Source organism: Undibacterium sp. SXout7W, assembly GCF_049339385.1.
Lineage (GTDB): Bacteria > Pseudomonadota > Gammaproteobacteria > Burkholderiales > Burkholderiaceae_D > Undibacterium.
In genome coordinates this window covers 123,505-139,087 of record NZ_JBMPPF010000013.1, presented here as the reverse complement: position 1 = coordinate 139,087, position 15,583 = coordinate 123,505, and the positions used below count along the sequence as shown (strand labels likewise).

Below are 15,583 nucleotides of genomic sequence, written 5' to 3'. Positions count from 1 at the left end.
GCCTGGCTCAACAAATTCAAACGTGTTCTCACTCGTTGGGACCGTTGCGCTGATCGATATACAGGCTTTGTTCATCTGGCTTTCTCTATGATTCTACTTCGAAGATATTTATGAAATGAGTTCTAGTTGCTTTTGTGCATTTGATAGAAAATTATCTCTTTCCCATATTTCTTCTAGTGCTGGTTGTAATGAGAAGTGTACTGGATCAATAGCCATACCTAGACCATTTCCAAAAATTACAAGCTTTCTTGGCATACATTTCCGCCCAATTTTTTTATCTTATAACTCTAGAATTTTCCGTTTCCAATAGTGTGACTTACTTATGATTTTTTTTTGTTTTTGGATGAATATCTGAATTTTGCATTCATCTCTTTTTAGAATCAGTAGAGGTCCTTCTTTTTCAAGTCGCATGTAAAGATTAATAGGGGAGAGAAAAACTAATTCTCCTTTATTTAGATCGCCATTCCTTCCCATAATTTCTATAGGTAAATCGCCACCCACTGAATACATTTTTAAACCTGGTTTTAGTACCTTGACTACGGTTTCAGGAGTCACCGCCGACATGCAAAGTATTACAGCTTGTAATGCAAGCAAGGTTCGGATACTTTTTTTTGCTGGCGCATACATTGCTGTAGCAAAATACAATGTGATGAAAAGAAAAATTCCGGTTATTGCCAAATAGTCCACGCTATTGAATTTTGATGCTGGTGACTGCGCTGCAGCAATTCCTAAGCTCCACATCAGTCCTCCCGCGGCCAGGAAAAAAACAACGGCTGCCCAAGACACCTCTTTTTTGAAAAGCCACTGAAATACAGGGAGGAGAAGCCCGAAAAAAGCAATCGATAGAATAATCATCATTATTTCTACCGTACCAAAAAAAATCTCCATTCCCAGAATGCCATCGGAGAAAAGATCATAAGAGAAAAAGCCTTGGTTCCCCATGAAAATAACAAAAATAAGCCGAGAATAAACATTGAAGAACACAAGACTCATGGCTATTGCAAGTATTCTCCAAAAAATGGATGGGGTGACTTCAATGCCAACTTCACTGGTGTATTTTTGAATTAGCGGTAAAACTTTCCCGGACGCTTCTTGTAGAGTATTTTTCATATGCGTATTGTTTTTAATCTATGTGACAAATCAATGGAGGCGTAGTCTCCGCACTGAGAAGTATGACTTGCGTTGCGAATGACATAGTGATTGGACTATTTTTATCCGGATTTAATGCGCAGAATCGGGCACAAAGGGAAATAAACCGTACCGACCGTGATGTGGGTTCTTGCCGAACATCAGCGATTGTTTGCGCTTTATGATTGAATTAGGCGGATCGGTGTTCTCGACCACAATGACTTGTATGTCGATAGGTAGTGCTTCAAGGTAAGTGTAGAACCGCTCCTGAAGATCCGTGCCAGTCAAGTCATCTTCGGCTCCATCTGGCTCACGATATGCAAGCAAAGGAGAATCGAGCACAACGAATCCTGTGTGTGGCGTCTGTCGCGTGCGACAGAAAGCTAGTAGTCCGAGCGTAAAAGCAGCATGCGTTATGGCACGAAGCCCTTTGCCAAAGGCGCTGCGCGATTTTCCAGCAATGACAAGGTCGCGAGTTTTGGAATCGAAGTATACATCTCCAGCCTCTGGAAAGTGCCACGCCGTCAAGATGTTCTCGACAGTTTTTGCAAAGCTGTGAGTCACGGTAGTGGGAATGTCTGCGTTGGCCGGTGCTCCATTTTTTTCATCCTCGGAGCCTTTCTCAAGATCGGCGCGGCGGCGCTCCATGTCTTGCACTGTGGCATAGAGCGCTAGTGCCTCGCGCACCGCAGCTCGCTTATCGGCGAAGTCGGAATAAGATTTGCGAAGGGTCGAAAGTCTGGGCGCAATCAATTCTTCGACAGCATCGGAGATTGACTTTAACTCCTGCATAACTGCTGGCATCTTTCGGTCGAAGTTGGTACTCTCATGTTCCAGACTTTCGACAGTTGCTGCGAGTTCTACACGCAGAATCTCGATTTTAGAGATCTCCTTTCGCGCAGCTTGAACGACGGCGTCAGTGTCTTCGTTGCATTCGGCATCAATGTGGTGATGTGCGGGTTCTGCACCGCAGAGAGGGCAATGCCCGGCGTTCAGTACGTTGAACAACGTCCCTCCCTCCTCAATTGCGCGCAACCGTTCAATATCAGATGCATAATGTTCATCGAGAAGACTGAACCTCTTAAGCATAGCCTCAACTTCGGCGCGTCGCTCGCGGCTGTCTTCCAGTTTCTTGCGTAGTTCGCGCCGCTTCCCGGCAGCTTCCTGAAACTTGGCCTCGGTGGTGTTGACCTGCTCCGCCTGTTGCCGCAGAGACGCGTTGATCTTCTCAAGCTGTTCCTCCAACTCTTTTGGACTCTTGGTCAACTCCTTGAGCCGATCGCGGTAGTCATCGAGAAGCTGGTCAAGAAGGTGCAGTTGTGCGTCACGCGACAATTCCTCTGGCTCACTCTTGTTAGTGGCGACGAGTGTCGAGTCGTCTGTTCCGGTCAGAAGCAACTTGAACGTTGCGAGGTTTGGAGTGTTGGCAGTGGGATTGCCGTCAAAGAGTGGAGAGCTTTGTTGCGTGATCTCCGTCTCGTTGACGATCATCAGGCGCGCAATGTTGCGAAAGCTCAGGCTATTGGTTTCGTTCCGGGAATTCCTGCGGACACGCTTGCCACCAAGACCGCACAGACCCAGCAGGAAAGAAGAAAGGTTTACCTCGTTCTTCTCGCTGTGCTTCTCGTCAAGCTGCTTGTACGGAATGTCGGTCGCTGGCGGTGTTTCATGCAAATCGTCATAGAGTCGAAAACCGCCACCGTCCATGCTACGCCAGAACGTGAAAGACTTACCGTCTAGCGTCTCAATGCCCAGAAGAACGAGGTCATAGCCAACACGCTCCGGGATGTCGCGCAAGGGCGGCTTGCCGCCAAGCATGAAGTCGATGGCTTCGACGATGAAGGATTTTCCGGAGTTTGATGCACCGTAAATGACATTAAGGCCTGCGTCGAAGGCCACTGTGGCAGGTAGTTTCTGTGGGCCGAAGAAGCCGAGGAAGCGCAATCGGAAGCCGGGAGTAGCGACTGTCATACTTCACCTCCAAGGCTCTGCTCTACGTGCTGGAACTCCTCTACCCATTTATCGAAGAAACGACGCATCATACTCTTGAACTGTTCATCCGTGAGGTATCCGAGGGTTTCGATAAGCCAGGTTGCTCGATCCTTCAGGGCTAACATGTAGCTGGAAGATACTGACGATAGGAATGTCGCAGCGTTCTCGCCTGCTCCGTATTTGATGCCCTCGGCTGTGACTTCACGCTCCACTAGGTCGCGAGTCATCATCAGAAGCAGCGATTGCTCGATTAGTTTGCGGCGCACGAGCAATTCAGCTGAGTGCATTGGTGACGGTGGATGTAGATTGTCAGGGCCATTGATATCACCTGTATGGACAAGAAGGTAGTCAAGGGCAACGAGGCGTTGGAGGTCGTAGGTTACCGGATATGCTGCGCCAAGAATCGAGACTGCACGTATGCCTGCCTCAAGCGGGCCATTGAACGTGATCGGCTTACGTTTCTGGCTCATGATCGTGTCCACCGAAGGCGCTCCTCGTTGACGAGCTGATGGCAGATCCCATCACGGTCCTTGGGTTTCGTACAAGTAATGAGGGCGTTTGCCGTGATTTGCATGTCACGGGCTGCTTTGGTGACGGCACAGACTTTTTCGTAGCCATCAGTATGGTTCGCATCGCATGTGTCGATAACGCCTCCGTGGATGTCGTCCAGCAAGGACTCGAAGGTGCCAGGCGGTACACTGTCTCGCGCAAAGACTCGTAGCGACTCTGCCTCATAGAACGCTTCGCGCTGGCGCCGAAAATGATCCTTGAGCTTCGACGTGGACAGAGCTGAGGGGGTCGTGATGACCGCCCCCATGTGCTCGCCGTATGCACCGAGTAACTGAGTTACATAGCGACTTTCGGCAACGGTCACTTCTTGAGGGGGACTTTCAGATGTAGGGCGCGTTGGAAGTCCGCCACCAAAGCGCGCTGCGTGAACTGGCGTGGTGCGGTGGTCGTCAACAAGCTGGAGCGCAGTCTTGGCGTCGAATATAGAAAAATTGAAGGTGTCTACATAGGCTCGAAGCTTCCCGTCGAGTGAGACTTCCTGCGTACTTGTAATCGCTTCTTTTACATGCTTATCCCAGTTGGCTATCAGCTCCTCGCGCAATTTCGTGGCATTTGCAAACAGGCGGCTGAGCGACGTGCCAGCACCACGCGGTGAAACAAAGTAGTAACGACGGGGAACTGTGAATTCACCTTTGTACGAGTGCCAGATGACCTTGCCAAACTCAGCCCAGACATCGCTGGGCCTGATGGCATGGTCGTAGTGCTTGCACTGGTAGTTGTCCCACACCCCTTGGAGGCGCTTAGCGTCAACGAACCCGGCAACATCGATTCCCATGTCACCAGCACCTGAGAAGCGCTGTATATGCTTGTACTTCGTCGCAAGGCAATAGTAAGCCCATTCCTCAACGAAACTCTCCCACTCGTCTGGTGAGTAGGTCAGCAGCCTTTGCTGCGGCGGAATAACGGGACCATTCGCTACTTGCGCGGCCGTGACGGCGATCACGGAGTTCTGTGGTCTCTTGATGTCCTCCCAAATTGCCGCCATGACGTGCTCCGCCTCTGGTCGTTGTGAGGGCAGAAGAATGGGTTCTTGTGTATTTGTGCTGCCTGAATTTTCTTTGTGAAGAACTCAGCGAGGTCGTCTTGTTGGTCAAGCAAGTGCACGATCTCCTGGAGCGTCGAAAGGACCAAAATCTTTTGTTGCAGGAATTCACGCACCGTATGGATTGCAGGTTCCGTGTAGTCGCTGGCGGAAATGAAGATGCCTCTAGCTTCGGCGCGCGACATTAGGCGTATAAGGTGCTCTGAAATCTCCGGCTTACCCACTGGATTGCGGTACCATTTCATTTCAACGAAGTACAGCGTGCCGCCAAGCTCGATCACTCCGTCTATCTGCTCTACGATTCCTTCTCCAGTCTCACCGACCAGGTGGAATGCTTTGCGGATGAGAACACCGTAGGCCTGGAAGAGATTGTTGAGCGCGGTCTCCAGCATCTTGCCGCGTTCCTGCGCTGTCGCTGAAGTACCAAACAGTGCATACAACCCCTGTTTTGCATTCTCGATCTTGGACGTGCGCTCGCGTTTTTCCGCTGCGATTCGCTGCGTCTCGGCGAGGCGCATTTGTCGCTCTTCTTCGCGGGCGTTGTTCATGCGTGTGAAAGCGTCCTTCTGGTTGACGACCTCGCGTATGCTGGCAACAAGACCCTTCGCTTTGAGCTGATCGTTCGGCCAGCACGAATCGAAGTTCGCAAAATCCACAACTCGCCGAAGCACCTCACGTCGCTCACGAAGAGCCGATTCCCCTTTCGCGTTAAGACGTTCAAGTACAGTGCGCACCATCTGGTACTTGTTGACATTTTTTGGCGCACTTTTCAGGCTGGCGGCAATGTCCGCAGTCACGACATCCGACACTCCTGCGCCGCGGAAGAACAGCAACACATCCGACTTCGCACGATTAAGGAGCGGCAAAACGTCAACCAATAGATTAAACAACTCCGGTGGATAATGGAAGGTGATGTCTACTGATCCATTATTCATACGATTTACCTAAAAACATGCTTTGCACCGTGTAAATGGCTTTACTTTCTTCTGTCATAAATTCTTTATCGCCCAATTTTCACTTGCTTGTTGATCTTTTGGCGGCGAACGGTTGGTCCGATAGGGAGTAATCTAATGTCCACTCCTAACTCAGCTTCTGCAAGTTTTAGATCGCACTGCGCCTGCAAACCCATCCAGAACTCTGGAGTGTCTCCAAACCAGTGGGCAAGTCGAAATGCCGAGTCGCCGGTGATTCCTCGCTTGCCATTAATGATTTGAGTGATTCTATTTGCGGGAACACCGAGCTGGCGTGCCAGTTCTGTTGGCAATACGCCAACAGCTTCCAGTTGTCGGGCAAGGACTTCACCAGGGTGATAAGTTGTTACGGCCATATTTTGTCTCAAAAAATATCGAGTCTTCCTCTTATTGCTTTATACATATTAATTTAAAAATATTGATGATATACGTCAATCGTACATTATTTTTACTTTCTTAATGAACAATTAAGCTGATCGGTGCGACCATAGGCTCACAGGGGCGAAAACGATAGGGAATAGAATAGGCCTCTTCTGGTAAAGCTTGTTTTGCAAGCTTTAATGCGATGTCAATCAAATGCAATGCATTTTTGTGTTCCCGAACGCTTGCTTCGGTTACATACTCTGGCCGAGATTCCTTTAGTACTTTTTTTGCACTGGTTAATGCGTCAACGATTATGGGAAGTGATTTATGTTGAAATGAAGATACATTGCGCTATTTGTCGCTTACTTCTTTTGAAATGTCACTAACAATATGAGGAAGTATTTTCGAAATGTCTAAAAATTTTCCTATCCGTACCTGAGTTTGGTTTGTTAGTTCTTTCAGGAAATTTTTTTCAAGGTGAGTCAATAGTGGATCCGCTAGGAGCGTTGGTAGCGCATTGCTCGCTTTGCTCGCGACATTTTTTATTGTCCGTGCAACCAGGCTGGGATTGAGATTCACCTGAATGGTGAAATCGGCCCACTGATAAGCACGCATGGCCTCCTCCATAAACTCGTCGCCAATCGCCATGGCAAATTCGTGATTGATTGTTGGGTAGATCAATACGCTTAATTGATCGTAGGCTGGAGCCATTTTCAAACCGTCACGAGATACGTAAAACGACATGTTTTTTCCGTGCGCATCGGAGTTACCGATTAGATGCTGGAAGATTAGCCAGCGCAATTGGCGCAAGCTCATATCGGCTTTATTAGTCGCCAAATCTGTGATCGAAAATAAGTCTTTGACAGAAACACCATCCCGGATATGGCGCACATGTTCACCCGAACCGAAATTGCGTTCGTACTTTTGTTCCGGTGATTTATTGAGTGCCTGGCAGGCATCAATAATATGCAGCCGCCGTGTGTCGCCATCGAACACCTGGCGATCGAATCGTTTGACCACTAAAATCGGTTCCGGCACTCGCAAAATATCCACCTCGGCCGACTCAATCCCTGACATTGCCGCCAAGCGCATGCAGAAATATTCATTGGCGACCTGACATTCATTTAAGCCACCCGTCTGAGGCTTTAAAATATGTGTGGAAGCGTTCTGGCCACCTGTTAGCCACAAACGGCCATCGTGGGTCTTATGCACGGCGAGTTTGCTTTGATATCCAGCGATAGACATGCGCACCTTGCCATCCCAAACGGAAAATGGCATGTTGGGCATCGCCCGTATACGCTCAGAAAGCTCTTCATTGCTGATTTCACGCAAATCACTATGGCTATTGATCGCTTCGGGGCGAAGGCCTGGGGGAAGCAGCATCAGCGCGCCGGCACTCTCTTTTCCCAGCGCATGGAGGAGTCCGAAAATATTGGATTTCGATAGCCCATTTGCCAGCACAGCTTCGTCAAGGCTTTTCCCCTCTGGAAGTAAATTTGAAAAGAAGAAGCGTACTTTTGCAGAGTGTATCTCGCTAGAGTCCTCGCTGCCGGCAAGCGGAAGGGTTGGTGAAATGGGGTATCCTTTGGGCGACGTGGCCCAAGCCGGCTCATAACTCAACCGGAACTGACCTATGTCATTGACTTCAAGCGTAGCTACCTGAGTTTGTTCAATCCAGATGATCAGTTCGTTAGTTTTTTTCAGCATCATCAGCCTCAGTTTCTTCACTCCTGATATCGAGATCCTCACCGCGCTGCTTGACGATCAGATCCAACCCAAGGCAATTGATTACAGCAAACACTTTGTCTATACCAACCGAGCGATTGCCATTTTCCAGATCTGATAATAATTGCACCGATACATTGGAGAGTGCAGCCGCATCATCTATTCGGATGCCGGCCGCAACGCGGCGCGCACGTATCCACTGGCCTAACTCTCGCGCTGAGGAGATTTTAGGTGAAGGGAAATGGGTAATCTTAGAGAATTTGCCGGCCATGATTGCTCAAATATGAGAAATGTAAGAATTTGCAGAGCAACTGCGTATTTATTTCTTTTTTATGAGAAATAATGAGTATCTTTAGATGTTTTTACATATCGTTTCTTTTATTTAATAAATATAGGAGAAAGGAGGCAGTGATGCAATCATTATTTCTCATATTTGATTGGTAATGAGTCTGCGGGGGGGGGGGGGATATTGAGGTGAGCAAGGTGGCAATTGTGCAGACAGTATGGGCTGGGCCGGTTCGTTTTGATTTTCCTCTGGATTCACTCTCGTTATCCGGAAGCAGATTTGTCATTAGAGTAATTTTCTCTCAATATGGCGTGCTCAAGACTCGGAACATCTGCCAAACCTCACACCCATATATCGCTCAAACGTTATGTTGAAAATCGGCAATTTGTGCTAGTTTGTTCTGAAAATCAATTTAAATATCGGCTATTTTTCACGAAACATAGAGCCAGCTTGTGTTTGCGGGGAGTTATATTCTGCAAAAATGTTGCCCTTAAAATCCGCCGCTTCGTTAATAGCGGGCGTGCCGGTTCGATTCCGGCCTCGGCACCAAAACTATGTTTCAAGCAGTACCAAGAAATACATTAACCCGTCTTCTTCATAGAGAGAATGCGGGTTTTTTGTTCTCTAATGTTCGATGAAGTTCTTTGACAGCCCGGATTTTTGACGGTATATATGATGATATTTAGCGAAAATCAGATGCCGCAAAAACCTGAATATCGCTAAAATTTTCCTTTTTTGATGGTATTCGGTATCGCCTTATAGTGCGGATCCGACATGTTCAAGAAAATTCTCCTGCTTAATTCCATATTGAGTGCGCGAGATTGAGTTACCTTTTGCTTAAGTATAAAAATGATGCCAATTAATGCACTCTCCGCTGTACATTCAGATACTCCAGTTGTCGATGGACCGTGTGTGGGGTGTCAAAGCAGTATTCCATTTGAACTGGAGTTTGAGTTTGCGTATCAACCGATAGTCGATTTTTCCTCACGTACTATTTTTGCCCACGAAGCACTGGTGCGTGGCCCAAATGGAGAGTCTGCTGCCAGTGTTCTTGCGCAGGTGAACGATGGCAATCGTTATCGATTTGATCAACTTTGCAGGGTAAAGGCAGTTGAGGGCGCTGCGCGTTTAGGAATGCGAGAGTATTTATCGATCAATTTTTTACCGAACGCTGTTTACAGGCCCGAAGTCTGTATTCGGACAACATTTGAAGCGGCGAAGAAAAATAACTTTCCTATTGAAAAAATTATCTTTGAAGTTACTGAGGGTGAGCGTGTTCAGGATCGTCCGCACTTGGTGAATATCTTTAAAGAGTATCGTAATTTTGGATTCCAAACGGCGATCGACGATTTTGGCGCTGGTTATGCAGGGCTCAATTTATTGTCGGAATATCAGCCGGATATTATAAAAATCGATATGGATTTGGTCAGGGGAATTGATTCGCATCGACCCCGCCAAGCGATCGTTACGGGAATCGCTTATATTTGTAAAGAAATGGGAATAAAACTGCTGGCAGAGGGAATAGAAACGCGTGCTGAACGTGACTTTTTAACTTCTGTCAGGATTAACCTGATGCAGGGGTACTGGTTTAGTAAGCCAAAATTCAAAGGGCTTGGCGAAATTCCGGCTTCTGCCTGGGAGTAGGTGATGCAGGGTTTGTAAATGTGGATGCATGAATAATATTTGCTTTTGTTTACACCCTTCTGCATATGACAGGCGAGAGAGGATGAACGGTACGGTATCTTTACCATGGCATTTCTAATTTTTTGTCTCAACATTAGAGTAAGTCTATATTTTCCAACATACTTTTTGCCTGCAGCTGAAAATCCGCAATTGCCTTGGCTTCCATTTTTTCTAATTGCCGATAGGCCATGCCAATGCGGGGATTTTTCTCCAGTTTATCGGCGTTGCGCTGGAAAAAATCCCAATACAAGGCATTATAAGGGCACGCACGTTGGCCAATTCTGACCTTTTTGTCGTAGTGGCAACCCTTGCAATAGTCGCTCATCCTATCAATGTAGGCGGCGCTGGAGACATAGGGTTTCGTGGCTAATAATCCTCCATCGGCAAACTGACTCATACCAACGGTGTTGGGTAGTTCAACCCACTCAAATGCATCGATATAAACGCCTAAATACCAGCGATGTACTTCAGCCGGATCCAAGCCTGCGAGCAGGGCAAAATTACCGATAACCATTAAGCGTTGAATGTGGTGCGCATGCGCTTGTTCCAGTGATTGGGTGATCGCCCGCGACAGGCAATTCATTTTGGTTTTTCCGTTCCAGAACCAAGTCGGTAAGTGACGGGTATGTCCGAAAAAATTCTTCTCTGCGTATTCTGGCATATTGGCCCAATACACGCCGCGTACATATTCGCGCCAGCCTAAAATTTGCCGGATGAAACCCTCTGTCGCAGCCAAAGGTGCATGTCCTGCGTGGTAAGCAGCCTCTGCTTTCGCAACAATTTCGCGCGGATTCAGCATTTTTACATTGAGCGCGAACGACAATAATGAATGGAATAAACGCCATGCCTTAACGCTCATCGCGTCTTGAAAATCACCAAAGTGTGGCAGAGCATTGTCGATGAAGGCATCTAGTTGTTGTAAGGCTTCTTGACGGTTGAGTGGCCAAGCCAGTTGACTGGCTTGAGGGTTACCAAAACTTTTGACTCCGGAGTCAATTATGGTTTGCCATAAACCAGAATGATCGTGCGGGGTTCTGGCATCTGTTGGCTCAGTTGGCATGCCGCGCCAGGGTTTACGGTTATCGTGGTCATAATTCCATTGTTCGCCGATGGGGTTTTTTGCGTCTTTCATCAGTACACGATGCGTGACTCGCATCTGACGATAGAAATATTCCATCAACCATTGTTTGCGACCTGCAAAAATATCTGCGGCTTGATGACGACTAGTATAAAAATGATCGCTATCAACCATTACCCATGGAATGTCGGAACGTCGTCCATGCTGATATAACTGTTGATCCAGGCGCCATTCATCCGGTGCCTGGTATTCAAATACGGTGACCTGATGCTTCGTCATCAGCGCATCAATATTGGCTGTTATGGAATGCAGATTGACCGGATCATCGATCGCAATGTAATGCACGGTATGCCCGGTTTCTCGCAACTGCCTCGCCATATCACGCATGGCGGCAAATATGGCCAGAATTTTTTGTGCATGGTGAAGTACATAGTCTGTTTCTTGTCGTACTTCCATCAGCACATAAATTGTCGCTTTGTCAATTTCGCTGAACCATCGATGTTCTGTATTTAACTGGTCGCCCAACAGTAATCTGAGTGTGAGCCGTGGTGGAGTGACTTGTATCGTTGTCGTTGTGTTGGTTGTCATTTATAGCGTGCCCCAAAGGCGTTGATAAGTACCATCACGATCATGCTCATGAGCTTGTTTTTGTGGATCAAAGCGTCGTCCATTGCGGGGATCAGTGCCTCGTCCGGAAAGGTATAACCAGTTACCTTGATTGCTGTACACATCGTAATCAATTAATTGGGATTCAAACCAGGCGGCACCAGCACGCCAGTCGCAACCGAGATCGTGGATTAAATAACTGGCGCCAATTTGGCGTAAACGATTTGATAAATAGCCGGTAGCAGCAAGTTCAGTCATGCCGGCATCCACCAGCGATTCACCAGTTTTTGCCTGGCACCACGCATCAAATCTGTGTGTATCGTGCATTGGCTCAGGCGAGTTCGTCAGACCTCGCGAAGAATAAAGCTGACGACCGTATTTTAGATGCAGTAGTCTGAAATAGTCGCGCCATAACAGCTCAAACCAAATCCAGTAGGTGCTGTCATTGGCACCATAGACGTTCTCATATTCTTTCAATGCTGCATACGCTGTTCGCGCGGACAATGCACCGGAGGCTAACCACGGAGAAAATTTCGTTGAATAATCTCGCCCCGTTAAATCGTTGCGTGTGAGCTTGTAGGTGGATGCTAGCTGGCGAAAAAAATATTGCTGAAGATGTTTTGAGGCTGCGCTCGCACCACCAGAAAATTCAGGTAAAAAATGTGGAAACGAGGAACGATCATCAATGCTAATTCTGATTGAATCCGCAATTTGATGACTCATTTGCTCCGCGTTGCAAGCCGATTGTGAAGATGTGATCTCCGGTGCCTTACTCCATTTCTTTGCGATGGCAGCATAGGACTCAGGGAGTGGGGGGATGTTCTTCGGAATTGGTAAAGGTGGCGGTGGTTGTGTGTGATGACGCTCTACCAGATGACGAAAATGAGTGAATACGTCTGGCAACGCATTGACTTCAAAGGGTAAGTTGGCAGGATCAAGCATGCTCGATAGCCATACGGTATGCACCATGAGGCCTGTTGCACGCAATGCATTGACTTCGGCTTGTTCCTCCGGGGCAGCGATTTCTTCGCAATAGATACTTATAGCGTTAGTCTCTTGTGCCAATGCGGGCAAGACATCTGCCGGATTTCCTTCGATTTGAAGTAGCTCGCTATTCGCTAATCGCAATTGGGTACTTAAATCAGCTAATGTTGAGGCCAAAAATTGCTGACGATGCTGACTGGTACGCGGTATATTCCATCGCGTTATCTCTTGCCGATATGTGGGGTGGCAGTAGACGAATAATAAGCGATTTGCTTGCTGGCAAACCTGTGTCAGAGCAGGATGGTCATTGAGCCGCAGATCATGCCGAAACCAGTAGATGATCGTTGGAGATGTCGAGGTGCTTTCTTTGATATCTAAGGTGCTGGAGGGCATTGATGTACTCATTTAGCATTTGCTACCGCTGCTCTTGTGAGCGCTGACAGTAGCGGTTTGTGTGGTATTTCACGTCACTCTACACGTTCGCCCATTTCTTCGTGCTTACGTCGATGCAAAATCGAAGACGGTCTATATCCGCCGGTGATTCGGCAGGTGATCCAGACTTCTGGGTAAGTGTGCGCGACGTGGAGAATATTGTCAGCTCGTCGGCGACATGATTTCGGTAGCAGGAGGAGGGACCTTAAGAAAAATTGAATCAGCAAGCGATATTGGTATGCAGATTGTGCATGGCAAGTGAATGTGCCTGATGACAATAATTGGTAGGCAGCCGCGAACTGCTGAATTGGTCTGCGTTGTTGTGAATGCCTATTTCAGCAGCTCGCATAAGAAAGCGATATGCGCCTGGCGGTAGTCTTTCAAGGGCTTATCCTGAGCATTTCCGAAAATGGCCTGTGAGACCATGATATGAACAATGGGGGAAATAACCAGCCATGGTTCGTTTGCGATGATGCTTTTGATGGCTGAAGAGGCCCCCGTTTTCATTTTCAGCGTTTCGCCGAGAGTATGTAGATGTGGCTCCAGCACTTGGCGACGCCAGGTTGCCAGTGACGAGGATGCGCGTTCACTTTCCGCAATCAGCAATCTGAATGTGGCGATTGCACTTGGGTTTTCCAAAAAAACATAGAACCTGCCAACCAACCATTCTGCCAGATGCCTTACGGTGATTGTTTCCGACAGATCGGGCATGTCGCTCAGATCAGGAGGTGTGAGTGATCGGCAGACCAGCGCTTCGAATAACTCTTCTTTACTTTTGAAGTGTGAATAGAGTCCTCCTTTGGAGAGGCCGCAACGGCTAGCAATGTCATCCGTTCTCGCAGCGGTAAAGCCATGCTCCGAAAATTCGATTTGAGCGGCATCCAGAATTTGTTGAACTCTTACATGAGACGGCAGGCGTTTGCGCGTGGAGGTGCGCGTATCAAATGTGCATGTCGTGTTCAGAGTATTCATCGAAGCAGTATATCGCTCTTAACGCCTCTGTATGGCATGCTCGCAGCATCGTTACCGACCAATCAGTCGGTAGCTTGATCGAGATCAAACTTGCAATAGAATAAAGTGTCTAGAATGTTAGGCTGATAAAAGTTTATTATTTCGCAATGAAATGATCGAATGACCGTTGCGAGTATTGAAACTGATGCTGCAAACGATGTTTTCAATACTATTTTCCATGGTGTTCGAAGGAATTGTGATGAAAGCATCAGGGCATACGCCACTATTTTTCTTGCAATGGATATGATGAAAAAAATTCCTGATGTCATGTTGAAGAGCGGGCTTTGTACTCTGGCGGCGACCATCATGTTCGCTTTAACGGGCTGTGCTGCACCGCGCTCAACGTCTGTATCGCCGATTTTTCCTGTACCTGACGAATATGCGCAACATGAAAAACTCCCGGGTGGAAAACTGACGCGCTGGCGTGACTATTTTACCGATCCGGTCTTGCAACGTTTAATTGAACAGGCGTTGGAGAATAACCGTGACTTACGGATTGCGATGCTGCGCGTGGAAGAAGCGCGGGCGGCCTATGACATACAAAGCGCAGAACAATTACCGACTATTGGTTTGCAGGCCGGTGCTGCTCGCTCGCGTACACCTGCTGATTTAAACCTGACGCAACATCGTCTGATCAGCAGTCAATATCAGACAGGTATTGGAATGGCGAGCTGGGAGCTTGATTTCTGGGGGCGGGTACGTAGTCTGAGTGAATCCGCGCTACAAACTTATCTTGCCACAGACGAGGCGCAGCGCGCGGGCAGGCTGGCGTTAATTGCGCAAGTCGCCGATAGTTACCTCGAACTGGCGGAGTTGAATCAGCGTATCGCGCTGGCGCGGCGGACGATTGCCAGTCGCGAAGAGAGTTATCGTATTTTTTCCAGACGCGTCGCTTTAGGTGCGACTTCCCGATTGAATCTGACGCAGATACAGACGCTGCTGACACAAGCACAAGCTTTGGGTTCTCAACTGGAACAACTAAGAGAAACACGTCTGCACGCACTGAGCCTGTTGGTTGGCGGCGCTGTACCAACGGCGGTTGCTGAGAATCAATTGCAGCTCACGACCACGCTGGGTGTGTTGGATGCCGGTTTGCCTTCCGAATTACTGTCTCGACGTCCGGATATTCTGGCGGCCGAACATCGGTTGAAGGCTGCCTCTGCCAATGTGGCGGCGGCACGTGCTGCGTTTTTTCCACAGATCACACTGACAGGCTCGTATGGTACTGCGAGCGCAGAGCTGAATGGTTTGTTTGCCAGCGGTAGTCATGCATGGCAATTTGCACCCAGTATGACACTGCCATTATTTGATCATGGGCGTTTAAAAAATAATCTTGATCTAAATGAGGTGCGTCGTGACGTTGCCGTGGCGACGTACGAAAAAACAGTACAGTTGGCGTTCAGAGATGTTTCTGATGCGCTCACAGCACGTTATTGGTTATATAAACAAGTCGAGATCGCAAAAGCAGCATTGGCGGCGCAGAGCGAGCGTGCACGCTTATCCCAGTTGCGTTATGACAGCGGCGCGGCGGCGTTTCTTGATGTGCTGGATGCACAGCGGGATTTGCTGACGGCAGAACAGCAACTGGTGCAATTACATCGTGCTTATTTATCCAGTAGTGTCAATTTATATGCAGCGCTAGGTGGTGTGGCGACAGATTTGCCTTCACCTGTATCTGTATTACATCTTCAATAAATCCGATATTGCAACAA

The 15,583-nt window shown here is 48.0% G+C and carries 14 protein-coding genes; 2 read left to right on the top strand and 12 right to left on the bottom strand.

Annotated elements, in window-relative coordinates:
• Positions 1-108: 108 nt before the first annotated feature.
• From ACO0LB_RS13455 to ACO0LB_RS13415, 9 genes are all read right to left on the bottom strand, one after another.
• Positions 109-255 carry a hypothetical protein gene (locus ACO0LB_RS13455; protein ID WP_423049841.1) on the bottom strand — a complete coding sequence of 49 codons (147 nt, stop codon included), beginning with the start codon at positions 253-255 and terminating at the stop codon, positions 109-111.
• Positions 256-279: 24 nt separating this feature from the next.
• On the bottom strand, positions 280-1,110 hold the full coding sequence (locus tag ACO0LB_RS13450; RefSeq protein ID WP_423049839.1) for a hypothetical protein: 831 nt from the start codon (positions 1,108-1,110) through the stop codon (positions 280-282).
• A 111-nt stretch (positions 1,111-1,221) separates the two neighbouring features.
• Positions 1,222-3,099 (bottom strand): AAA family ATPase, encoded by a 1,878-nt coding sequence (locus tag ACO0LB_RS13445; protein ID WP_423049837.1) that lies wholly within the window; start codon positions 3,097-3,099, stop codon positions 1,222-1,224.
• Positions 3,096-3,590, bottom strand: a complete 495-nt coding sequence (locus ACO0LB_RS13440) for an ABC-three component system middle component 2 (protein WP_423049835.1) — start codon at positions 3,588-3,590, stop codon at positions 3,096-3,098. The genes ACO0LB_RS13445 and ACO0LB_RS13440 overlap by 4 nt, the downstream gene beginning before the upstream one ends.
• A complete protein-coding gene (locus ACO0LB_RS13435; RefSeq protein WP_423049833.1) occupies positions 3,587-4,675 on the bottom strand; it encodes an ABC-three component system protein in 1,089 nt (362 codons plus the stop codon). The genes ACO0LB_RS13440 and ACO0LB_RS13435 overlap by 4 nt, the downstream gene beginning before the upstream one ends.
• Positions 4,630-5,667, bottom strand: a complete 1,038-nt coding sequence (locus ACO0LB_RS13430) for a restriction endonuclease (RefSeq protein WP_423049831.1) — start codon at positions 5,665-5,667, stop codon at positions 4,630-4,632. Before ACO0LB_RS13430 ends, ACO0LB_RS13435 begins: the two co-directional genes overlap by 46 nt.
• 65 nt (positions 5,668-5,732) lie before the next feature.
• On the bottom strand, positions 5,733-6,059 hold the full coding sequence (locus tag ACO0LB_RS13425) for a HigA family addiction module antitoxin (protein ID WP_423049829.1): 327 nt from the start codon (positions 6,057-6,059) through the stop codon (positions 5,733-5,735).
• A gap of 358 nt (positions 6,060-6,417) precedes the next feature.
• Complete coding sequence (locus ACO0LB_RS13420; protein WP_423049827.1) at positions 6,418-7,776, bottom strand: HipA domain-containing protein; 1,359 nt, start codon at positions 7,774-7,776, stop codon at positions 6,418-6,420.
• Positions 7,757-8,062 (bottom strand): helix-turn-helix domain-containing protein, encoded by a 306-nt coding sequence (locus tag ACO0LB_RS13415; RefSeq protein ID WP_423049825.1) that lies wholly within the window; start codon positions 8,060-8,062, stop codon positions 7,757-7,759. The genes ACO0LB_RS13420 and ACO0LB_RS13415 overlap by 20 nt, the downstream gene beginning before the upstream one ends.
• Before the next feature lie 864 nt (positions 8,063-8,926).
• Between ACO0LB_RS13415 and ACO0LB_RS13410 the strand changes: the two genes are divergently transcribed.
• On the top strand, positions 8,927-9,721 hold the full coding sequence (locus ACO0LB_RS13410; protein ID WP_423049823.1) for an EAL domain-containing protein: 795 nt from the start codon (positions 8,927-8,929) through the stop codon (positions 9,719-9,721).
• A 133-nt stretch (positions 9,722-9,854) separates the two neighbouring features.
• Here the strand turns inward: ACO0LB_RS13410 and ACO0LB_RS13405 are convergent, their stop codons facing one another.
• The 3 genes from ACO0LB_RS13405 to ACO0LB_RS13395 form a co-directional block, all read right to left on the bottom strand.
• Positions 9,855-11,426, bottom strand: a complete 1,572-nt coding sequence (locus tag ACO0LB_RS13405) for a cryptochrome/photolyase family protein (protein ID WP_423049821.1) — start codon at positions 11,424-11,426, stop codon at positions 9,855-9,857.
• Positions 11,427-12,833, bottom strand: a complete 1,407-nt coding sequence (locus ACO0LB_RS13400; protein WP_423049819.1) for a DASH family cryptochrome — start codon at positions 12,831-12,833, stop codon at positions 11,427-11,429.
• Positions 12,834-13,190: 357 nt separating this feature from the next.
• Positions 13,191-13,832, bottom strand: coding sequence for a TetR/AcrR family transcriptional regulator (locus ACO0LB_RS13395; RefSeq protein ID WP_423049817.1), 642 nt, complete (start codon positions 13,830-13,832; stop codon positions 13,191-13,193).
• Between the two features lie 282 nt (positions 13,833-14,114).
• On the opposite strand from ACO0LB_RS13395, the gene ACO0LB_RS13390 reads away from it, so the two are divergent.
• Complete coding sequence (locus ACO0LB_RS13390) at positions 14,115-15,566, top strand: efflux transporter outer membrane subunit (protein WP_423049815.1); 1,452 nt, start codon at positions 14,115-14,117, stop codon at positions 15,564-15,566.
• The last annotated feature ends 17 nt before the right edge of the window (positions 15,567-15,583 follow it).